The organism is Variovorax sp. V93, assembly GCF_041154485.1.
In the GTDB taxonomy this organism is placed as follows: Bacteria; Pseudomonadota; Gammaproteobacteria; order Burkholderiales; family Burkholderiaceae_C; genus Variovorax; species Variovorax beijingensis_A.
In genome coordinates this window covers 996,889-1,017,578 of sequence record NZ_AP028669.1, presented here as the reverse complement: position 1 = coordinate 1,017,578, position 20,690 = coordinate 996,889, and the positions used below count along the sequence as shown (strand labels likewise).

General features: G+C 66.6%; 18 protein-coding genes. 10 read left to right on the top strand and 8 right to left on the bottom strand.

The annotated features are described in order from the left end of the window. The first annotated feature begins 126 nt into the window (after positions 1-126). Positions 127-1,023 (top strand): RNA ligase family protein, encoded by an 897-nt coding sequence (locus ACAM54_RS04540; protein WP_369649976.1) that lies wholly within the window; start codon positions 127-129, stop codon positions 1,021-1,023. Next, positions 1,020-2,159, top strand: a complete 1,140-nt coding sequence (locus ACAM54_RS04535) for an AAA family ATPase (RefSeq protein ID WP_369649975.1) — start codon at positions 1,020-1,022, stop codon at positions 2,157-2,159. Before ACAM54_RS04540 ends, ACAM54_RS04535 begins: the two co-directional genes overlap by 4 nt. Positions 2,160-2,219: 60 nt before the next feature. Here the strand turns inward: ACAM54_RS04535 and ffh are convergent, their stop codons facing one another. Further along, on the bottom strand, positions 2,220-3,608 hold the full coding sequence (gene ffh / locus ACAM54_RS04530; RefSeq protein ID WP_369649974.1) for a signal recognition particle protein: 1,389 nt from the start codon (positions 3,606-3,608) through the stop codon (positions 2,220-2,222). 182 nt (positions 3,609-3,790) lie between these two features. On the opposite strand from ffh, the gene ACAM54_RS04525 reads away from it, so the two are divergent. From ACAM54_RS04525 to ACAM54_RS04490, 8 genes are all read left to right on the top strand, one after another. After that, positions 3,791-4,603, top strand: coding sequence for an inner membrane protein YpjD (locus tag ACAM54_RS04525; RefSeq protein ID WP_145740716.1), 813 nt, complete (start codon positions 3,791-3,793; stop codon positions 4,601-4,603). Then, entirely contained in the window at positions 4,600-4,860 is a 261-nt protein-coding gene (locus ACAM54_RS04520) for a PP0621 family protein (protein ID WP_369649973.1), read from the top strand. Before ACAM54_RS04525 ends, ACAM54_RS04520 begins: the two co-directional genes overlap by 4 nt. A gap of 41 nt (positions 4,861-4,901) precedes the next feature. Then, positions 4,902-6,602 (top strand): nitrogen regulation protein NR(II), encoded by a 1,701-nt coding sequence (locus tag ACAM54_RS04515; RefSeq protein ID WP_145740714.1) that lies wholly within the window; start codon positions 4,902-4,904, stop codon positions 6,600-6,602. A gap of 25 nt (positions 6,603-6,627) precedes the next feature. Beyond that, positions 6,628-8,166, top strand: a complete 1,539-nt coding sequence (locus ACAM54_RS04510; protein WP_369650947.1) for a sigma-54-dependent transcriptional regulator — start codon at positions 6,628-6,630, stop codon at positions 8,164-8,166. Next, positions 8,153-8,761, top strand: coding sequence for a 1,6-anhydro-N-acetylmuramyl-L-alanine amidase AmpD (gene ampD / locus ACAM54_RS04505; RefSeq protein ID WP_145740712.1), 609 nt, complete (start codon positions 8,153-8,155; stop codon positions 8,759-8,761). The genes ACAM54_RS04510 and ampD overlap by 14 nt, the downstream gene beginning before the upstream one ends. A gap of 350 nt (positions 8,762-9,111) precedes the next feature. Beyond that, positions 9,112-12,027 carry a ribonucleoside-diphosphate reductase subunit alpha gene (locus ACAM54_RS04500; RefSeq protein WP_369649972.1) on the top strand — a complete coding sequence of 972 codons (2,916 nt, stop codon included), beginning with the start codon at positions 9,112-9,114 and terminating at the stop codon, positions 12,025-12,027. 178 nt (positions 12,028-12,205) lie between these two features. Further along, the gene (locus ACAM54_RS04495; RefSeq protein WP_145740708.1) at positions 12,206-13,378 is read left to right on the top strand and encodes a ribonucleotide-diphosphate reductase subunit beta; all 1,173 of its coding nucleotides are present in this window, start codon (positions 12,206-12,208) and stop codon (positions 13,376-13,378) included. Between the two features lie 195 nt (positions 13,379-13,573). Continuing rightward, positions 13,574-14,098 (top strand): histone H1-like DNA-binding protein, encoded by a 525-nt coding sequence (locus ACAM54_RS04490; protein ID WP_012746103.1) that lies wholly within the window; start codon positions 13,574-13,576, stop codon positions 14,096-14,098. 82 nt (positions 14,099-14,180) lie between these two features. Here the strand turns inward: ACAM54_RS04490 and ACAM54_RS04485 are convergent, their stop codons facing one another. From ACAM54_RS04485 to ACAM54_RS04455, 7 genes are all read right to left on the bottom strand, one after another. Beyond that, entirely contained in the window at positions 14,181-15,083 is a 903-nt protein-coding gene (locus ACAM54_RS04485) for a carbohydrate kinase family protein (protein ID WP_145740706.1), read from the bottom strand. Between the two features lie 58 nt (positions 15,084-15,141). After that, complete coding sequence (locus ACAM54_RS04480) at positions 15,142-16,482, bottom strand: zinc-ribbon and DUF3426 domain-containing protein (RefSeq protein WP_369649971.1); 1,341 nt, start codon at positions 16,480-16,482, stop codon at positions 15,142-15,144. A 73-nt stretch (positions 16,483-16,555) separates the two neighbouring features. Continuing rightward, a complete protein-coding gene (gene prmA, locus ACAM54_RS04475) occupies positions 16,556-17,440 on the bottom strand; it encodes a 50S ribosomal protein L11 methyltransferase (protein ID WP_145740702.1) in 885 nt (294 codons plus the stop codon). A gap of 16 nt (positions 17,441-17,456) precedes the next feature. Then, a complete protein-coding gene (accC, locus tag ACAM54_RS04470) occupies positions 17,457-18,806 on the bottom strand; it encodes an acetyl-CoA carboxylase biotin carboxylase subunit (RefSeq protein ID WP_124960426.1) in 1,350 nt (449 codons plus the stop codon). Between the two features lie 120 nt (positions 18,807-18,926). Beyond that, positions 18,927-19,388, bottom strand: coding sequence for an acetyl-CoA carboxylase biotin carboxyl carrier protein (gene accB / locus ACAM54_RS04465; protein ID WP_145740700.1), 462 nt, complete (start codon positions 19,386-19,388; stop codon positions 18,927-18,929). A 99-nt stretch (positions 19,389-19,487) separates the two neighbouring features. Beyond that, positions 19,488-20,033: a TlpA family protein disulfide reductase gene (locus ACAM54_RS04460; RefSeq protein ID WP_369649970.1), complete on the bottom strand. Its 546-nt coding sequence runs from the start codon at positions 20,031-20,033 to the stop codon at positions 19,488-19,490. After that, positions 20,030-20,632: a hypothetical protein gene (locus ACAM54_RS04455; protein WP_192323169.1), complete on the bottom strand. Its 603-nt coding sequence runs from the start codon at positions 20,630-20,632 to the stop codon at positions 20,030-20,032. Before ACAM54_RS04455 ends, ACAM54_RS04460 begins: the two co-directional genes overlap by 4 nt. Positions 20,633-20,690: the final 58 nt, after the last annotated feature.

The window sequence follows — 20,690 nt, the reverse complement described above, 5'->3', positions numbered from 1 at the left end:
GGCGCCTAGCTGCGTTCCCTCACTGACCAGGCACGGCCCGCTCTACTCCGGCCACCGAGTCGATCTCTCTTCCAGCTTCGCCCCCGCACGTTGTCGGTTCTTCCTGATTTGCATCTGGAGAACAACGTGTTCCCTCTCTCTTCTCTTTCATCGGTTCCACTGCTCAAGTACCCGCGTACTGCGCATCTGGAAGGCTCGCGCCTGCAGGCCGGCGACACCGACGATGGCCAGACGCCGTTGTCCGCGCTGCAGGACCAGCATGTGGTCATCGAGGAAAAGCTCGATGGCGCCAATGCGGCCGTGTCGTTCACCTCTGCGGGTGAACTGCTGCTGCAGTCGCGCGGCCACTATCTCGCGGGCGGCGCCAGCGAGCGCCAGTTCAACCTGTTCAAGCACTGGGCCGCAGCGCATGAAGCGGGGCTGCTCGAACGGCTCGAAGACCGCTACGTCATGTACGGCGAGTGGTGCTTTGCCAAACACAGCTGCTGGTACGACCGGCTGCCCGCGTTCTTTCTCGAGTTCGACCTCTACGATCGGCAGAGGCAGTGCTTCCTGTCGACGCCGGCACGGCACGCGCTTCTCGACGGCAGCCCGGTCGTTTCGGTGCCGGTGCTCTACGACGGCGAGATGCCGCGCCACGCGAAAGCACTGCGCTCCCTCGTACGACCGTCGCTCGCGCGCACTGCCAGCTGGAAGGCGGCTTTCGAACAAGCCGTGATGCAGGAAGGCCAGCCGCTCGACCTCGTGCGGCAGCAGACCGACCTGTCCGACCTGGCCGAGGGCCTGTACCTCAAGACCGAATCGCAGGGCGAGGTGACCGGCCGCTACAAGTGGGTGCGGCCTGATTTCGTGCAGACCATCCTCGACTCGGGCTCGCACCACAGCCGCCGGCCGGTGCTGCCCAATCGACTGGCGGCAGGCGTGGATCCGTACGCACCGACGCCCACGACCACATGGCAAGACCTGGGATTGCGCACCTTGCACTCCCCGGCCGAGCTCGCAACCACCGGGAGGACGCGATGACCTATGACGACTTGTGCGCCCTGGTGCCCGCGCCTGGCAAAGGCACCGACTGGCGGCAGTGCTGCGAGCTGCTGCCGGGCCTGCTGCGCCTCGAAGAGACGCCGCAAGACCCGTACTACCACGCCGAAGGCAACGTCGGCATCCACACGCGCATGGTGCTCGACGCGCTGATGCAGGACCCGCACTACCAGCGCGCCGGCGTCGACGGCCGTTTCGTGCTGTTCATGGCCTGCCTGCTGCACGACATCGCCAAGCCTGACACCACGGTGATCGACGAAGCCAGCGGCCGCATCGGCCAGCCCGGCCATTCCCGCCGCGGTTCGGTCGACGTGCGCGTGCTGATGTGGAAGGCCCGCGTGCCGTTCGCGCTGCGCGAAGCCGTATGCCGGCTCATCGCGGTGCACCAGTTGCCGTTCCATGCCTTTGCCTCGCGCAAGGGGGTGCGGCCCGAGTGGCTGGTGCACAAGCTCTCGTGGGAACTGAGCCTGCCCGACCTGTGCTGCGTGGCGCGCTGCGACATGCTCGGTCGCCACTACGAGAAGCGCGCGGACAGCATGGCCGACATCGCACTCTTCGAGGAGCTGGCCCAGGAAGAAGGCTGCTGGGAAGGCCCCCGCCAAATGGCCGATGCACACACTCGGCTGGCCTACTTCCGTGGCGCGGACACCAGTCCGGACTACCCCCTGTTCCACGCCGCGGGCTCTCAGGTGACGGTGATGTGCGGCCTGCCGGCGAGCGGCAAGAACCACTGGGTGGCGCAGCACCGCAAGGGCTGGCCGGTGGTGTCCTTTGACGATGCGCGTGCCGGACTCGGGTTGAAGCACGGCGAGAACGACGGGCTCGCTGCGCACCATGCGGTCGATCAGGCCAAGGCGCTGCTGCGCAAGCAGGAGCGCTTCGTCTGGAACGCCACGCACCTGAGCCAGCAGATGCGCACCAAGACGCTGGACCTGCTCTGGGCGTACCACGCCCGGATCGAACTGGTGTACCTGGAGGTGCCGCACCCCGAGTTGATGCGCCGCAACCGCGAGCGCGACACGACGCTCTCGAATGCAGGCATCGAGCGGATGCTGCATCGCTGGGAGCTGCCGGCGCCCGTGGAGGCGCACGCGACGCACTACGACGTGCAGACCTGAAAACGACGAAGCCCGCCGGAGCATCCCCGGCGGGCTTCTATCTATGTATATGCGTGGGGCTCAGAACGGCAGCTTCGGCCCACCGGGCCCACCCATCCCGCCCATCCCCTTCATGCCGCCCATCTTCTTCATCATCTTCATGAGGCCGCCGCCCTTCATCTTCTTCATCATGCCCTGCATCTGCTCGAACTCGTTGAGCAGGCGGTTCACCTCCTGAACCTGCACGCCTGCGCCGGCCGCGATGCGGCGCTTGCGCGTGGCCTTGAGCAACTCGGGCTTGCGGCGCTCCAGCGGCGTCATGCTCTGGATGATGCCTTCCTTGCGGCGGATGTCGCGCTCGGCGCGGGTCATGTCGGCCTCGGTCGCCTTGGCGGCCATCTGCTGCGGCAGCTTGTCCATCAGGCTGGAGAGGCCGCCCATCTGCTTCATCTGCTGCAGCTGGCCGAGGAAGTCGTTCAGGTCGAAGCCCGCGCCGCTCTTGACCTTGGCCGCGAGCTTCTGCGCCGCCGCCACGTCGACGCCGGCCGTGACCTGCTCGACCAGCGCGACGATGTCGCCCATGCCGAGGATGCGGCCCGCGTGGCGCTCGGCGTCGAACACCTCGAGGCCGTCGATCTTCTCGCTGGTGCCCGCGAACTTGATCGGCACGCCCGTCACCTGCCGCACCGACAGCGCCGCGCCGCCGCGCGAATCGCCGTCGGTCTTGGTCAGGATGATGCCGGTGAGCGGCAGCGCTTCCTTGAAGGCCTTGGCAGTGTTGATCGCATCCTGGCCCTGCATCGCGTCGACCACGAACAGCGTTTCGACCGGATCGAGCGCGCCGTGCAGCTGCTTGATCTCGCTCATCAGCACTTCGTCGATGGCCAGGCGGCCCGCGGTGTCGACCAGCAGCACGTCGAAGAAATGGCGCTTGGCGTGGTCGAGCGCGGCGCGTGCGATGTCGAGCGGCTTCTGGTCCGGCGTGCTCGGGAACCATTCGGCGCCGGCCTGCTTCGTGACCATCTTGAGCTGCTCGATGGCGGCGGGCCGGTAGACGTCGCCCGACACCGTGAGCACTTTTTTCTTGCGCTTCTCGATCAGGTGCTTGGCCAGCTTGGCGGTGGTGGTGGTCTTGCCCGCGCCCTGCAGGCCGGCCATCAGTATCACGGCCGGCGGCTGGGCCGCAAGGTTGATGTCGGATACGCCCTCGCCCATGGTGGCGGCGAGTTCGCGGTTGACGATGCCGACCAGCGCCTGGCCCGGTTTGAGCGAGCCCAGCACTTCCTGGCCGAGCGACTTTTCCTTCACCCGGGCGACGAAATCGCGCACCACGGGCAGCGCCACGTCGGCCTCGAGCAGCGCCATGCGCACTTCGCGCAGCATGTCCTGCACATTGCTTTCGGTGATGCGGGCCTGGCCGCTCATCGTCTTGACGAGGCGGGAGAACTTTTCTGTGAGGGCGGTGGCCATGAAGGAGATGCCTTGCTGCCCGCCGCGGCGGGCCATTGGAAAGTCGTGAACTGGTATCGGCCGCTTGCTGCCGCTTCGCGAAACACCGGGAACCGGCTCTGCCGAGCCTCTGGTGTCGCCCCGTTGAGGGGGTTGGCGCCGCGACGCGAAGTGCGCAAGCCTGGGGGAGATAAACTCCGGCAATGATTTTAGCGATCCCCTCCCCACTTGCCGTGGCGCTGGGCATCGCCACCGCGGCTGCCTATGGATTTGCCGCTGCCGCGGGTGCCCGGCTGAGCCGCAAAGCCACCCAGTGGGCCCTCGGGCTGGCGTGGCTTCTGCATGCCGCGGTGCTGGGCCATGGCCTGGTCGGCAGCCAGCCGAAATTCGGCTTCGCGCCTGCGCTTTCGGTCACGGCCTGGCTGGTGCTCACGGTCTATGCGGTCGAAAGCCGCATGTACCCGCAACTCAAGGTGCGCCGCGCGCTGGCCTGGCTGGGCGCAGCCGCCGTGCTGCTGGCCATCCTGTTTCCCGGCACGCCGCTGCATGTGTCGGCATCGCCCTGGCTGCCGCTGCACCTTGCGCTGGGCATCGCCTCGTACGGCCTGTTCGGCGCCGCGGTGGTCCATGCCTGGCTGATCACGCGGGCCGAAAAGCAGATCCGCCTTGCCGCCGCCGAGCCGCAAGGCGGCGTGCCGCTGCTCACGCTCGAGCGGCTCACCTTCCGCTTCGTGATGGCCGGCTTCGTGCTGCTTTCCGCCACGCTGCTCGCGGGCCTGCTGTTCAGCGAAACGCTTTACGGCGCGAGCGTGCGCGGCTGGAAGTGGGACCACAAGACGGTGTTCTCGGTGCTCGCCTGGATCAGTTTCGCGGTGCTGCTGATCGGCCGGGTCCGCTTCGGATGGCGTGGCCGCACGGCGCGGCGCGTGCTGTATGCCGGCTCCGCCCTGCTGCTGCTGGCCTATGTGGGCTCGCGCTTCGTGCTCGAAGTGGTGCTGGCGCGCGGCGCGACATGAAATACCTGCTCGTTCTCGCGGTGCTCTGGGTGGCGATCTGGCTCTGGCGCAAGAACCGCCGGGAGGAAATGCGCGAGACCCTGCGCGAAGAGGCCGCCCGCGCCGCCAAGCGCCCGTCCGCCGCGCCGGCTTCGCCGCAGGCCATGCTGCGCTGCGCCCATTGCGGCTTGCACCTGCCTGCAAGCGATGCGATCGCGGGGCCGGGCGACGCGGTCTACTGCAGCGCGGCGCACCGCCAGGCCGCCGAGCGCGGCTGAGCGGGCGCCGCATCGATGAGCGCAGCGCCAGGAATGCACCGGTGAGCTCTTCTCCCTGGGCGCGCGGCGAGCCCGCCACCGACTGGAGCACGCTCGAGCCGGGGCGCGGCGAAAGTGCCGCGCTGCTGCGGCTGTGGCGCGGCTTCATGGCGGCGCGCTGCTTCGTTGCGCTGGTGCTCGTGCTGCTGCAGGGCGTGGCCATGGCGCTCGGCCAGACGGTGCAGCCGCTGGCCGTGGCCCTTTCGGCCGGCTATCTGGCTGCCACCTGGCTGGGCGCCCGCTACGCGCATTTCACGCCGCCGATCCGGGCCTTCGGCATGCTGTGGTTCCTCACCATCGGCATCGACCTGGGCACCTTCACCGCGCTGCAGGTGCTCCAGGGCGGCAGCATCAACTACACGCCGCTGTTCGCGCTGCCGGTGCTCATGAGCGCGGTGCTGGGCACGGTGACCGTGGGCCTGGGCACCACGGCCACGGTCACGCTGCTGCTGCTCGCCGATGCCGGCTGGCACTGGCTGCTGCAGCAGCCCGGCGATTCCTCCACCCGCTTCGTGCAGGCGGCGCTCACCGGCACCGGGCTCTTCGTGGTGGCCCTGCTGGCGCACGAGCTGGCGCGCCGGCTGGCACGCGAGGAAGAAACCGCGCTGCGCAACCGCAGCAGCGCGCAGATGCAGGCGCAGGTCAACGACCTGGTGATCGAGACGCTGAGCGAAGGCGTGCTGGTGATCGACGCCGAAGGCATGGTGCATGCGGCCAATCCGGCGGCCGACGCGATCCTGGGCCAGGGGCTGGGCCGGCTCGGCCTGCCGTTCGCGCTGCATGCGCAGCCCGCCTGGCATGCGCTGGCCGCGCTGGCGCGCCAGACCTTTGCGCGCCGTGCGCCGCAAAGCGAGGAAATCCCCGTGGCGCAGGCGCGCGGCGCCGCGCGCGAGGTGCGTGTGCGCACGCGGCTCACGCCCACCAGCGACCGGCACGTCGACAGTCTTTGCGTCATGTTCCTGCAGGACCTGCGCGAGCTCGAGGCCCGCATCCGCACCGAGAAGCTGGCGGCGATGGGCCGCATGTCGGCCGCGGTGGCGCACGAGATCCGCAATCCGCTCGCGGCCATCACGCAGGCCAGCGCGCTGCTCAACGAAGACCTCACCGACCCCGCGCACCGCAAGCTGACCAGCATGGTGCAGCACAACGCGCAGCGGCTCGCACGCATCGTGGACGACGTGCTCGACGTCTCGCGCGCGCGCCAGCAGCGCGTGCTCTCGCTCGGCGAGCAGGTCGTGCTCGATCCCGCCGTGCAGGCGCTGGCCGAGGAGTGGGTGCGCCAGACGCAGCGCCAGGGCGTGCTGATCGCGCTGGACGCCGCCGACGCCGAAGTGCGCTTCGACGTCGAGCACCTGCGCCGGCTGCTCGTGAACCTGCTGGACAATGCGGCGCGCTACGCCAGCAGCCGCGCGGGCGCGATCCAGGTCGTCACCACCACGCAGCGCGGCAGTTCCGGCCGCCCGAGCCTGCAGGTGTGGAGCGACGGCGCGCCGCTGGAGCCGGCGGTGCAGCGCCACTTGTTCGAGCCTTTTTTCTCATCCGAGAGCCGCTCCAGCGGGCTCGGCCTCTTCCTGTGCCGCGAGCTGTGCCGGCGCCACGGCGCCACCATCGGCTACGAGCGGCGCGCACTGGTCGCGGGCGGGCCCGAGGGCAACGAATTCTTCGTCAGCTTCGCGCCCAGCGAAAACCGGCTGACACAATAGCGCCGTGAGCACTCCCCATCCCTCCATGCAGCGCCCGGCCAACATCCTGGTCATCGATGACGAGCCCGACCTGCGTACGCTGTACGAGCTGACCCTGCTGCGCGAAGGCTATCGCGTCGAGGCCGCCGGCAGCGTGTCCGAAGCCTGGCAGCATCTCGAGGCGGGGCAGTTCGATGCGGTGATCACCGACATGCGGCTGCCCGACGGACAGGGCATGGAAATCATCCATCGCATCCAGAAGAACCAGCGCAGCGAGCGCTGCGTGGTGATGACGGCCTACGGCTCCGCCGAGAACGCGGTCGAGGCGCTGAAGGCCGGAGCCTTCGACTACCTGACCAAGCCGGTCGACCTGAAGCAATTCCGCGCCGTGGTCGCTTCCGCGGTGCAGGCGCAACAGACAGCGCCGGCCAAGGCCTGGCAGGCGGCGCCCGCGGGCCAGCCGCGCGCCGGCGCGCCGGCCGTTCCGGACAGCGGCGTCGCCGCGCTCGAGCGGCTGGTGGGCGACTCGGAACCGATGCGCCTGGTCAAGTCGCGCATTGCCAAGGTGGCGCGCGGCATGGCGCCGGTGCTGGTGCGCGGCGAATCGGGCACCGGCAAGGAACTGGTGGCGCGCGCCGTGCATGCCTGCAGCCAGCGCAGCGAAGGCCCGTTCGTGGCGGTCAATTGCGGCGCCATCCCCGAGAACCTGCTCGAGGCCGAATTCTTCGGCGCCCGCAAGGGCTCCTACACCGGCTCGTCGCAGGACCGCGACGGCTACTTCCAGGCTGCCCGCGGCGGCACGCTCTTTCTCGACGAAATCGGCGACCTGCCGCTGGCGATGCAGTCCAAGCTGCTGCGCGCGATCCAGGAGCGCAGCGTACGCTCCATCGGCTCGACGCAGGAAGACGCGGTCGACGTGCGCATCGTGAGCGCCACCCACAAGGATCTTCACGCTGAAGTCCAGGCCGGCCGCTTCCGGCAGGACCTGTTCTACCGGCTCAACGTGATCGAGATCGCGGTGCCCGCGCTGCGCGACCGGCGCGAGGACCTGCCGGCACTCTGCGCCGCGCTGCTCGCGCGCATTGCGCAGGACGGCGGGCTGCCGGTGCCGCATCTTTCCGCCGAACTGCTGCGCCGCCTTGCCCAGCACCGGCTCGACGGCAACGTGCGGGAGCTCGAGAACCTGCTGCACCGCGCGGTGGCGCTCAACGACGGCGACGAACTGCATCTGGACCTGATGGCACCGCGGCCGGAGGCGGCCGAAGCGCCGGCCGAGACGGCCATCGCCGAACCCGCACCCTCTTCTGCTGCGACGTCCGGCGGCGAAGCGCCTAGGTCGCCCGCCGCGGCCGTCGCGGAATCCAAGCCCTCGGCGCCCGCCCTCCCCTCGGACCTGCAGGCCTACCTCGATCAGCAGGAGCGCGAGATCCTCGTGCGCGCGCTGCACGAAAGCGGCTTCAATCGAACGGCCGCCGCCGCGCGGCTCGGCATGAGCCTGCGCCAGATCCGCTACCGCATCGCGCGGCTGGGCATCACCACGCCCGGCGGCGACGAAGGTGCCAGCACCAGCCATGCCGACGACTGAAGCACAGGCGAGCAACGACGACGGGCTCTGGCAAGCCGGCTGGTACCGCTTCGCCAAGGCGCTGCGCTCGCCGAATTTCGGCCCCCGGCCCGCGGGCGCGCAGACCGACCTGATCGTGCTGCACTCCATCAGCCTGCCGCCCGGCGAATACGGCGGCGACGCCGTGCAGCAGCTCTTCACCAACCAGCTCGACTGGGATGCGCACCCCTATTTCCAGTCGATCCGCGGCCTTGCGGTTTCCTCGCACTTCTATGTGCGGCGCAATGGCGAACTCTGGCAATTCGTGAGCTGCGACGAGCGCGCCTGGCATGCGGGCGTGTCGTCGTGGCGCGGCCGCGAGAACTGCAACGACGACTCCATCGGCATCGAGCTCGAAGGCCTCGAAGGCCAGCCGTTCGAAGAGGCGCAGTACGAGGCGCTGGCCAGCCTCTGCCCCGCCATTGCGCAGCACTACGCCATCGCGCACATCGCCGGCCACGAGCACATCGCGCCGGGCCGAAAACAGGACCCCGGCGCCGGTTTCGATTGGCAATTGCTGCGCGGGCACCTCGGCTGGAGTCCACGGATGTTTCCTCCGCAGGTGGTGCAGCGCTAATTTTTTCAATCGCGCGGCACCTCGCGATGCGCCGATCCCGCGGCGCAGCAATGAGAAAATTGCAATCGCCGCATTCAGCAACCATGCGCCCTGCAAGCCCAAATCGGCCTGCAAGCCACGCCCCATGCGGGTTGCGACAACATAGGCCAGTATTCATGCGGCATCGACGGCCGTATGCCGGGCCGAAAGAAAAAACGGCAGGGGTTGTATCCACTGGAAAACGCTACATCTAGTGGGTTGTACACCCCTCAGACCCTAGATATAGTGTCCTCCGTCCGGTCAACAACGCCGGCGCGACGCCTAACCAAGGCATCGCCATCCAACAAGAATTGCCAACCGAGAGGAAGCGAATGCAAACAGCCCTGAACACCCCATCGACCTCGCGTGCCGTTCCCTCCACGCCCACGCAGCAGCAGCGCGACACCGCTGGCTCGCCCGCCGGACAGAACCTCGCGCACTACCAGATCATCCGCCGCAACGGCGCCGTGGTTCCCTTCGAACCCAACAAGATCGCCATCGCGATGATGAAAGCCTTCCTGGCCGTGCACGGCACCCAGGGCGCGGCTTCGGCCAGCGTACGCGAAACCGTCGACGCGCTCACGCAAGGCGTGATCCGCGCGATGGTGCGTTCGCGGCCGGGCGGCGGCACCTTCCACATCGAAGACGTGCAGGACCAGGTCGAACTCGGCCTGATGCGCGGCGGCCACCACGAGATCGCGCGCGCCTACGTGCTCTACCGCGAGCGCCGCACGCAGGAGCGTTCCAAGCAGGTCGAGCAGGAAGCGCCGGCCACGCCGACGCTGCACGTGCTGGACAACGGCGAACGCGTCGCGCTCGACCTGAACCAGCTCAAGGGCCTGATCGAATCGGCCTGCGAAAACCTGGGCGACAGCATCACCGCCGCACCGATCGTCGCCGAGACGATGCGCAACCTGTACGACGGCGTGCCGCTCGACGAGGTCTACAAGGCCTCGATCCTGGCGGCCCGCACGCTGATCGAAAAAGACCCCGACTACACCTTCGCGACCGCCCGCCTGCTGCTGCACACGATCTTCAAGGAGATCATCGGCCGCGAAGTGATGCCCGCCGAGCGCGCCACGGCCTACGCCGACTACTTCCCGCAGTTCATCAAGAAGGGCGTCGAGAACGACCTGCTCGACGAGAAGCTGCTGCAGTACGACCTGCCGCGCCTGGGCGCCGCGCTCAAGGCCGAACGCGACAACCAGTTCGACTACCTGGGCCTGCAAACGCTGTACGACCGCTACTTCCTGCACGTGCGCAAGTCGCGCATCGAACTGCCGCAGGCCTTCTTCATGCGCGTGGCCATGGGCCTGTCGCTCGGCGAGATCGACCGCGAAGCCCGCGCCATCGAGTTCTACGAGGTGCTGTCGTCCTTCGACTTCATGTCGAGCACCCCCACCCTGTTCAACGCCGGCACGCTGCGCTCGCAGCTCTCCAGCTGCTACCTGACCACCGTGCCCGACGACCTGGACGGCATCTACGAGTCGATCAAGGAAAACGCGCTGCTCTCCAAGTTCGCGGGCGGCCTGGGCAACGACTGGACCCGCGTGCGCGCGCTCGGCAGCCACATCAAGGGCACCAACGGCGAATCGCAGGGCGTGGTGCCCTTCCTCAAGGTGGTCAACGACACGGCCGTGGCCGTGAACCAGGGCGGCAAGCGCAAGGGCGCCGTCTGCACGTACCTGGAAACCTGGCACCTGGACATCGAGGAGTTCCTGGAACTGCGCAAGAACACCGGTGACGACCGCCGCCGCACGCACGACATGAACACCGCCAACTGGATCCCCGACCTCTTCATGCGCCGTGTGATGGAAAAGGGCACCTGGACGCTGTTCTCGCCCTCCAACGTGCCCGACCTGCACGACAAGTTCGGCGCCGATTTCGAGCAGGCCTACACCGCCTACGAAGAAAAGGCCGCGCGCGGCGAGATCAAGCCGGCGCGCACGGTCCAGGCCTCGGACCTGTGGCGCAAGATGCTCACGATGCTGTTCGAGACCGGCCATCCGTGGATCACGTTCAAGGACGCCTGCAACGTGCGCTCGCCGCAGCAGCACGCCGGCGTGGTGCACTCGTCGAACCTGTGCACCGAGATCACGCTGAATACCAGCGACACCGAAACCGCCGTCTGCAACCTGGGTTCGGTGAACCTGCTGCAGCACCTGAAGGACGGCAAGGTCGACCAGGAAAAGCTCAAGAAGACGATCTCGACGGCAATGCGCATGCTCGACAACGTGATCGACATCAACTACTACGCCGTGAAGAAGGCGCGCGACTCGAACCTGCGCCACCGCCCGGTCGGCCTGGGCCTGATGGGCTTCCAGGACGCACTGTACGAACTGCGCATTCCCTACGCTTCGCAGGAAGCCGTGCAGTTTGCCGACGAGTCGATGGAAGCCATCTGCTACCACGCCTACTGGGCCTCTACCGAGCTGGCCCGCGAGCGCGGCAAGTACTCGAGCTACAAGGGCTCGCTCTGGGACAAGGGCATCCTTCCGATCGACACGCTCGACCTGCTCGAAAAAGCCCGCGGCGGCTACGTCGAGGTCGACCGCTCGGCCACGCTCGACTGGGAAGCCCTGCGCCAGAAGATCAAGGCCGACGGCATGCGCAATTCCAACTGCGTGGCCATCGCCCCGACCGCGACCATCTCGAACATCATCGGCGTCGACGCTTCCATCGAGCCCTGCTTCGGCAACCTCTCGGTCAAGTCGAACCTGTCGGGCGAGTTCACCGTCATCAACCACTACCTGGTGCGCGACCTGAAGCGCCTGGGACTGTGGGACGACGTCATGGTGATGGACCTGAAGCACTTCGACGGTTCGCTGCGCCCGATCGACCGCGTGCCGCAGGACGTGAAGGCGCTCTACGCCACCGCGTTCGAAGTCGAGACCACCTGGCTGGTCGAAGCCGCAGCGCGCCGCCAGAAGTGGATCGACCAGGCACAGTCGCTCAACATCTACATGGCCGGCGCATCTGGCAAGAAGCTCGACGACACCTACAAGCTCGCATGGCTGCGCGGCTTGAAGACCACCTACTACCTGCGCACGCAGAGCGCGACGCACGCCGAGAAATCCACCGTGCAGTCGGGCCGCCTCAACGCGGTGTCCTCGGGCAGCGATGCACCTTCGGGCATGAGCGCACTCGAAGCCGCGGCTGCCGCAGCGAAGGCGCAGATGAGTGCGATGCCTGCCACCGACATCGCCTTCTGCGGCGTCGACGATCCGACTTGCGAAGCATGCCAATGACGCGCGAGTGATGTCAGAGAGGTGCATGCACGACGCGCGAACTCTCAGTCGATCACGGCATCGACTGACATCGCGCGATGCATGAGAGCAACATAACAACCACATAAATGGAGCGCGACGTGAACGAGCACTTTGCAACTCACATCGTTGCTCCGATAATTGAGCATTGGATTTTTCTATGTTGACCTGGGACGAAGAAGTCAAGCCCTCCTTATCAAAGGATATGCAACAAGGATTGCAGCAACACCACGCATCGACCAGCGGCCTGTCCGCAGGCCGACCGGTGGATGCTCCGACTTCGCCGATTGCACAACCCGCGGCACCCGCCGCGGCCCAGCGCGTCAAGGCTTCCGACAAGCGCATCATCAACGGCCAGACCGACGTCAACCAGCTGGTGCCGTTCAAGTACAAGTGGGCCTGGGAAAAATACCTCGCCACCTGCGCCAACCACTGGATGCCGCAGGAAGTGAACATGACGCGCGACATCGCGCTCTGGAAAGACCCGAACGGCCTGACCGAAGACGAGCGCCGCATCGTCAAGCGCAACCTCGGCTTCTTCGTGACCGCCGACTCGCTGGCCGCCAACAACATCGTGCTGGGCACCTACCGCCACATCACGGCGCCCGAATGCCGCCAGTTCCTGCTGCGCCAGGCCTTCGAGGAAGCGATCCACACGCACGCCTACCAGTACATCGTCGAGTCGCTCGGCCTGGACGAGAGCGAGATCTTCAACGCCTACAACGAAGTGCCGTCGATCCGCGAGAAGGACCAGTTCCTGATCCCGTTCATCGACGCCATCAGCGACCCCAACTTCAAGACCGGCACGCACGAGACCGACCAGACCCTGCTCAAGTCGCTCATCGTGTTCGCCTGCCTGATGGAAGGCCTCTTCTTCTACGTCGGCTTCACGCAGATCCTTGCGCTGGGCCGCCAGAACAAGATGACCGGTGCCGCCGAGCAGTACCAGTACATCCTGCGCGACGAGTCGATGCACTGCAATTTCGGCATCGACCTGATCAACCAGCTCAAGCTCGAGAACCCCGGCCTCTGGACCCCCGAGTTCAAGGCCGAGATCAAGGCCCTCTTCCTGAAGGCCGTCGAGCTCGAGTACAAATACGCCGAAGACACCATGCCGCGCGGTGTGCTCGGCATGAACGCCTCCATGTTCAAGGGCTACCTGCGCTACATCGCCAACCGCCGTGCGCAGCAGATCGGCCTCGAAACGCTCTTCCCGAACGAGGAAAACCCGTTCCCCTGGATGAGCGAAATGATTGACCTGAAGAAAGAGCGCAATTTCTTCGAAACCCGCGTGATCGAATACCAGTCGGGTGGTGCGCTCTCCTGGGATTGAATCTTTCGACAAGAATTAATGATTTCAAGAATTGCCCTTGCCACCGATCGCGCCGAAGAGCGCGGCATGGACGAGGGCTCAGGTGTTCATGGTGCTGGAGCTCAGATTCCAACGCCATGGATCGCTTCACGCTACCAACGTGCGTGGAGTGCTTCAATAGGTTGATTTTTTCAACTTGATCAAGGAGAAATAGAAATGGCAACTGCAAAGAAAGCGCCGGCTAAGAAAGCCGCTGCAAAGAAGGCTCCGGCAAAGAAGGTCGCGGCCGCTAAGAAGGCTCCCGCCAAGAAGGTAGCTGCGAAGAAGGCTCCGGCCAAGAAGGTCGCAGCGAAGAAGGTAGCCGCCAAGAAGGCGCCGGCAAAGAAGGTAGCCGCCAAGAAGGCAGCTCCGGCCAAGAAGGCCGCTGCCAAGAAGGCGCCGGCGAAGAAGGCCGCAGCGAAGAAGGCTCCTGCCAAGAAGGCGGCGGCGAAGAAGGCTCCGGCAAAGAAGGCCGCTGCCAAGAAGGCCCCTGCGAAGAAGGCTGCCGCCAAGAAGGCTCCTGCCAAAAAGGCCGCGGCCAAGAAAGCCGCGAAAAAGCCTGCTGCCAAGCCTGCCGCTGCTGCCAAGAAGCCTGCTGCGAAGAAGGCTGCCAAGGCTCCTGCCGTAGCGCCTGCTCCTGCTGCGCAAACGACGCTGAACCCCCAGGCAGCCTGGCCGTTTCCGACGGCCAGCAAGCCCTGAGTCTGCTCAGCGGCCTTGACGGCAAAAAGCCCGGCACCTCACGGTGCTGGGCTTTTTTTATGGGCGCCTGCCAGCGGGTGGCTCAGAGGCCCAGCGCCTTCAGGTCGATCTGGTAGTTCTGCGGCCCGCGCTGCGCGATCTTGAGCGCGCCGATGCGGTTACCCAGTGCCGCGCACTGCGCGAGCGGCCATTCCTTCTCCAGACCGAACAGCAGCGCGCCGCGCCAGGCATCGCCGCAACCGGTGGGCTCAACCACCGCCGCCGGCGTCACGCCCGGCACATGCTCGCGTTCGCCGTCGATCCAGACCTCGCAGCCCTCGGCCGCCAGCGTCACGACCAGGCCGCGCACACGCTTCGAAATCTCGCCCAGGCTCCAGCCGGTGCGCTGCGACAGCATCTTGCCTTCGTAGTCGTTGACGACGACCCAGCTCGCCAGGTCGACGAAGTGCCTGAGCGCCTCGCCGTCGAACATCGGCAGGCCCTGGCCCGGATCGAACACGAACGGAATGCCGGCTGCGGCGAACTGCTCCGCGTGCTGCAGCATCGCCTCGCGGCCGTCGGGTGCGATGATGCCGACGCGGATGTCTTCGCGCGCGGCGATCTTCGTGAGGTGCGCCTGCTGCATCGCGCCGGGGTGGAACGCGGTGATCTGGTTGTTGTCGACGTCGTTCATGATCATCGCCTGCGCGGTGAAGGTGTCGTCGAGCTGGCGCACGAACTCGGTGCTGATGCCCAGCATGCGCATGCGCTCCAGGTAATCGGCGCCGTCGCTGCCCAGGGTGGCCATCGGCAAGGCAGTGCCGCCCAGCGCATTGAGGCTGTAGGCGATGTTGCCGGCACAGCCGCCGAAGTCGCGCCGCAGGCCCGGCACCAGGAAGGACACATTGAGGATGTGCAGCTGGTCCGGAAGGATCTGGTCGGCGAACCGGCCCTCGAAGGTCATGATGGTGTCGAACGCGAGGGAACCGCAAATCACTGCTGCCATGGGTGAGCCGTTGGGTAGAAATGGATGAATGGAATGAGAAGGCAGGCGCGAGCCAAGCCTAAGGATAGAACGCTTCGACGCGGTAGCCGGCAATGGGGGGCAGCGCGGCCGCTTCGGTCGCGGACAAACTCAGCGGCAATGACGCCGCCTGATCGGAGCGCGCCGCAAGCACCGCTGGCGCGCCGTAGTCCGCAGCCATCAACACGCGACGCACGACGGCGCGCTCCTGCGTGTCGAGCAGCGAGAGCTCGACGGCCGGCATGGCCAGCGGAACGGCCGCGCCATTGCGCAGTGTGAAGCTGAGCCGGTAGTCGTTGTTGCCGGTCTTCTCGCGCGCGAAGGCCGCGCCCTCGATCACGATGTCGCCGATCTGCCTCAGCGCGGTGAGCTCGCAGCCAGTCGCGCGGCACAGGGCCGCGAACGCGGGACGCAGGTTCGGCTGGCGCGCGACGATGCCGTCGCGTTCGTGGCGCAGGACCTGCACAACCAGAAGCAGGACGGCGAGCGCGGCCAGCAGCCAGAGCCAGCGCCGTGCCCCAGGGCGCTGCCAGACGCTTGCGGCGCGACGGCCCAGGTTCTCGTTGCCATCGGAAAAAGGAAGCCGCTCCGAGTCTTCCGCATCGTCGCGGACCGCCGGCAAAGGCGAAGGGAGCAGGCCCGGTTCGGGCTCGCTCGCCTCCCGCACCATCGAGGCCGACATCTTTGCGGCGGCGCGCTCGTCGCGCGCCTTGGCGCTCGCGATCTTGGCCGACTTGATGCGGGCCCGGCGCAGCGCCTTTTGCATCTGCACCTGGTCGCGGTCTGGTTCGGGCGCGTGCTTTTCGTCTTCTTCGCTGGCGGTTGCCGCCATCTCGCGCGCCTGGAGGCGCAGGGCCGGCAACGGTGGTGCGGGCGGGGGCGGCGGCGAAGGCGGAGCCGCCAGATTCAGGTCGATGTTCGGAAACGGCGGCAGCGAACTCGCCGGCGGCCGCCATTCGGGCTCGTTGGCTTCGAAGTCGGTCCACAGCTCGTCGGCGACGATGCCGTGCGCCGGCAAGGCGAAGGCGGGCGCGGGCGCGGGAGCTGGTGCGGGTGCAGGCGCGGGGTCGGGTGCCGGCACCAGCCCGGCCTCGGAAGGCGCAGCTGCAGCCTCCGGCGGCTCGCGATGCTCGGGTTCGTCGTCGAAGAAATCAGCGTCTTCGATCGCATCGGAGGAGGACGGCTCGGTCGATGCAGCGGGTGCCGGTGGAGGCGCAGCGCTCGTGGCCGGCGGGCCATCGGGCGCCTCGTGCAGGTCGAGCGTGGCGTCGAACACGTGGCTGCAGCGTCCGCAGCGCACCCAGCCATCCGAAATGCGAAGCTGGTCGCGCACCACCTTGAAGGTGGTGGCACAGGCGGGGCAGCGCGTGACGAGGCTCATGACGGGGCGATTGTAGGGTTGGGCCCTCGCCGCGCCAGTGGGATCAAACGCGAAACGGCAGGCGCGCGCGTCCTCAGCAACGCGCCGTCATGAGGATCCAGCCATCCTCGCTGTCGCTGACTTCGAGCGCGGCATAAGGCGCATAGGCCTGCTTCAGCTCGTCGGCCTGGCGCTCGAGGATGCCGGCCAGCACCAGCGATCCACCGGCCGCCACGTGGCTGCGCAGCAGTGGCGCAAGCACCTTGAGCGGCGTGGCCAGGATGTTGGCCAGCACGGTGCCGTAGCGGCCCTTGGCCGCTTCGGGCAGGCCGGCATTCAGGCGCACGCCGTTGGCTTCGGCATTGAGGCGGGTCGACGAAACGGCCGCCTCGTCGATGTCGACGGCATCGATGTCGGTCGCGCCGAACTTCGCCGCGCCGATGGCCAGGATGCCAGAGCCGCAGCCGTAGTCGAGCACGCGCTGGCCGGCGAACGAACCCTGCCTTGCGATCCAGCGCAGGCACATGCGCGTGGTGGGATGGGTGCCGGTGCCAAAGGCAAGCCCCGGATCGAGCCGGATCACCTGCCTTGCCTGCTCGGGCGGCTCATGCCAAGTCGGCACGATCCAGAATTCGGGCGTGATCTCGACCGGCGCGAACTGCGATTGCGTGAGCCGCACCCAGTCCTGCTCGGGCACCGGCGCCACGCCGAGCACCGCACAGCCTTCGAAGAAATCCTGCAGCGCAAGCACCGACGCGGCCTCTTTCGCAAGCGCTTCATCGGCAAACAGCGCGATCACACGCGAACGCTGCCAGCCTTCCTTGGGCGGGGGCATGCCGGGCTCGCCGAACAGCGCCTGCTCGGCATCGGTCTGCGCGTCGGCATCTTCCACCGACACGCTGAGCGCATCGAGTGCGTCGAGCGCGTCGCTGAGCGTTTCGACCCGGTCTTCCGGCGCCATCAGGCGAAGTTCAAACATGGCGTCAGGTGTCCGCTTAGCGTTTGTGCGCTGCGAGCCACTCTTCCAGGTAATGGATGTTGGTGCCGCCGCTCATGAACTTGGCGTCGACCATCAGCTCGCGGTGCAGCGGGATGTTGGTCTGAATGCCTTCGATCACGGTTTCGTTGAGCGCCGTGCGCATGCGCGCCATGGCCTGCTCGCGCGTGTCGCCATAGACGATGATCTTGCCGATCATCGAGTCGTAGTTGGGCGGCACGAAGTAGTTGGTGTATGCATGCGAATCGACGCGCACACCCGGACCGCCCGGCGGGTGCCACATGGTGATGCGGCCCGGCGACGGCGTGAACTTCCAGGCGTCCTCGGCGTTGATGCGGCACTCGATGGCGTGGCCGCGCATCTCGATCTGGCGCTGCGTGAACGGCAGCTTCTCGCCGGCCGCCACCATGATCTGCGTCTTCACGATGTCGATGCCGGTGGTGAACTCGGTCACCGGGTGCTCCACCTGCACGCGCGTGTTCATCTCGATGAAATAGAACTCGCCGTTCTCGTAGAGGAACTCGAAGGTGCCGGCGCCGCGGTAGCCGATCTTCTTGCAGGCCGCGGCGCAGCGCTCGCCGATCTTCTCGATCAGCTTGCGCGGAATGCCGGGTGCCGGCGATTCCTCGATGACCTTCTGGTGGCGCCGCTGCATGGAGCAGTCGCGCTCGCCCAGGTAGACCGCATTCTTGTGCTTGTCGGCCAGGATCTGGATTTCGACGTGGCGCGGGTTCTGGAGGAATTTCTCCATGTACACGGCCGGATTGCTGAATGCAGCGCCGGCTTCCGCCTTGGTCATCTGGATTGCGTTGATCAGCGCGGCCTCGGTGTGCACCACGCGCATGCCGCGGCCACCGCCACCGCCTGCCGCCTTGATGATGACCGGATAGCCGATGGCGCGGGCAATGCGCTTGTTGGTGGTGGCGTCGTCCGAGAGCTCGCCCTCGGAACCCGGCACGCACGGCACGCCGGCCTTGATCATGGCCTGCTTGGCCGAGACCTTGTCACCCATGACACGGATGTTTTCAGGCGTCGGGCCAATGAACTGGAAACCGCTCTGCTCCACGCGTTCGGCGAAATTGGCGTTCTCGCTCAGGAAGCCGTAGCCGGGGTGGATGGCCTCGGCGTCGGTCACCTCGGCCGCCGAGATGATGGCCGGCATATTGAGATAGCTCAGCGACGACGGCGCCGGGCCGATGCACACGGCCTCCTGCGCAAGCTTGACGTACTTGGCCTCGCGGTCCGCTTCGGAATAGACCATCACGGCCTTGATGCCGAGTTCGCTGCAGGCGCGCTGGATCCGGAGGGCGATTTCGCCGCGATTGGCAACCAGGATCTTCTTAAACATGTGCGCCCCCGCGGCTGCATCGCCCGTACGCTGCGCGTGCCAGGGCAATTTGACGGCCTTCGCCCGCCCGCGCCGAGGCGCGAGCCCCTCGGTTCGCAACCAGAATCTTCTTGAACATGGTCACTCGATGATGAACAGCGGCTGGCCGTATTCGACCGCCTGGCCGTTTTCGCCGAGGATCTGGGTGATCGTGCCGGACTTGTCGGCTTCGATTTCGTTGAGGATCTTCATTGCCTCGATGATGCAGACTGTGTCGCCCTCGTTGACCTTGCTGCCGACTTCGACGAAGGCCGGGGCGCCCGGGCTGGAGGAGCGGTAGAAAGTACCCACCATCGGCGACTTGATCGCGTGGCCGGTGGGTGCCGCTTCGGGTGCGGGGGCGCTGGGAAGCGCGGGTGCCGCCGGTGCGCCGGCAGCAGGAGCAGCGGCAGGTGCAGCCGCCACGGTCTGTACATATTGCACCGGGGCAGCGCCGCCGCCCTTGACGATGCGAACCTTGCCTTCGGTTTCAGTGATTTCCAGTTCGGAAATATTGGATTCCGACACCAAATCGATCAGTGTCTTGAGTTTGCGCAGATCCATGGAGCTCCAGTGCCGACTTTGCCGGTCAATAGGATGTAACTTGGCTAAAAATCGGTGATTTTCAGCGATTGGCGGCTAATGCCGAGTGTGTATCTGATTCTAACCGTGAACCAGTTCACGCCGCCAAGCGTCCAGGTCGGCCGCTTCGAGCTTGCCCATTTTACGAGCCGCCACTTCGCCCGTGCCGTTCAGGACCAGCGTGAACGGCAATCCGCCGCCCGTGTTGCCTAGATTCTTGACCAATTCCGTCCCCTGCAGGCCGGCCAGGCCCGTGGGGTAGCTGACCGGCGTCTTCTGCAGGAACTTGCGCACCGCGCTGGGCTGGTCGATGGCCAAGCCCACAACTTGCCAGCCGTTCGCGCCATTTTCGCGGAAGAAGCGGTCGATCATCGGCATTTCTTCGACACACGGTGGACACCACGTGGCCCAGAAGTTGAGCAGCAGCGGTTTGCCGCGCAAACTGGAAAAAACCAGTTCGCCGCCCTCCGGCCGCTCGAAGCGCTGCTCCCAGAAACTCGCGGCCAGCACCTCGCCCTTCGGGCTGCTGCCGCGCTCACGCCACCATGCGCCGCCCAGGCCGGCCGCAGCGGCCGCGACCGCTACGCCGCCATAAAGGAGGCCTCGCCGTGTGGGCGAAGAAGTCATTCACTGTCCTTTTCACTTTCGATCAGCCGGCGCAGCGCCGCGAGGTCGCCGCGCGGCGTGCGGCCCTGGGCGTCAGGCCGGAGCGCACCGCGCAGGTCGTCAAGGTCGTACACCAGCAGGTGCACGCCAATTTCCTCGCCCAAGGCACGGCTTGCGGCGTGCACGCTCAGCGCCTCCACCTGCTCGCCGTGAAACCCGGTGACCATCCGCGGCTCGTAGTCCACGTGGTGGTCGATCAGGGCAATCTCGGCCGACTTGGAATCATCGCAGAACAATTGAATATAAATGTCTGACAACCGCGTGGCGGTGCCGTGCCAGACCGCGCCCCCCACATGCGGACGGAACGCCGCCATGCGCTCCATCCATTCGAGCGCGAGCAGCCGCAGCGCACGCAGCTCCTGCGGCTGGGTGTCGGCGCAATAGAGCGCGATGTAGTCGCGCACCTCAGCCTCCACCTCGTCGTTGTTCGGTAGCGCCGTGCGCGAGGACAAGCCCAGGTCGCGCAGCGCCCGGCGCTTGGCCGGACCGTACTCCAGCCCCTCCTCGACGACGAGGCGGGCTGCAGCGGCGGCAATCTCGCGCTTGGTGGACGTGTCCATCGACACATTTTGCCCGCAGTACGGCGCCCCTCGCACAAACATCAGTACAAGGGACGAG

Bases quoted from the DNA above. Each gene is read 5' to 3' on its own strand.
- ACAM54_RS04535 (WP_369649975.1), top strand. From the start codon at position 1,020: ATGACCTATGACGACTTGTGCGCCCTGGTGCCCGCGCCTGGCAAAGGC.
- ffh (WP_369649974.1), bottom strand. From the start codon at position 3,608: ATGGCCACCGCCCTCACAGAAAAGTTCTCCCGCCTCGTCAAGACGATG.
- ACAM54_RS04525 (WP_145740716.1), top strand. From the start codon at position 3,791: ATGATTTTAGCGATCCCCTCCCCACTTGCCGTGGCGCTGGGCATCGCC.
- ACAM54_RS04520 (WP_369649973.1), top strand. From the start codon at position 4,600: ATGAAATACCTGCTCGTTCTCGCGGTGCTCTGGGTGGCGATCTGGCTC.
- ACAM54_RS04510 (WP_369650947.1), top strand. From the start codon at position 6,628: ATGCAGCGCCCGGCCAACATCCTGGTCATCGATGACGAGCCCGACCTG.
- ampD (WP_145740712.1), top strand. From the start codon at position 8,153: ATGCCGACGACTGAAGCACAGGCGAGCAACGACGACGGGCTCTGGCAA.
- ACAM54_RS04500 (WP_369649972.1), top strand. From the start codon at position 9,112: ATGCAAACAGCCCTGAACACCCCATCGACCTCGCGTGCCGTTCCCTCC.
- ACAM54_RS04495 (WP_145740708.1), top strand. From the start codon at position 12,206: ATGTTGACCTGGGACGAAGAAGTCAAGCCCTCCTTATCAAAGGATATG.
- ACAM54_RS04490 (WP_012746103.1), top strand. From the start codon at position 13,574: ATGGCAACTGCAAAGAAAGCGCCGGCTAAGAAAGCCGCTGCAAAGAAG.
- ACAM54_RS04485 (WP_145740706.1), bottom strand. From the start codon at position 15,083: ATGGCAGCAGTGATTTGCGGTTCCCTCGCGTTCGACACCATCATGACC.
- ACAM54_RS04480 (WP_369649971.1), bottom strand. From the start codon at position 16,482: ATGAGCCTCGTCACGCGCTGCCCCGCCTGTGCCACCACCTTCAAGGTG.
- prmA (WP_145740702.1), bottom strand. From the start codon at position 17,440: ATGTTTGAACTTCGCCTGATGGCGCCGGAAGACCGGGTCGAAACGCTC.
- accC (WP_124960426.1), bottom strand. From the start codon at position 18,806: ATGTTTAAGAAGATCCTGGTTGCCAATCGCGGCGAAATCGCCCTCCGG.
- accB (WP_145740700.1), bottom strand. From the start codon at position 19,388: ATGGATCTGCGCAAACTCAAGACACTGATCGATTTGGTGTCGGAATCC.
- ACAM54_RS04460 (WP_369649970.1), bottom strand. From the start codon at position 20,033: ATGACTTCTTCGCCCACACGGCGAGGCCTCCTTTATGGCGGCGTAGCG.
- ACAM54_RS04455 (WP_192323169.1), bottom strand. From the start codon at position 20,632: ATGGACACGTCCACCAAGCGCGAGATTGCCGCCGCTGCAGCCCGCCTC.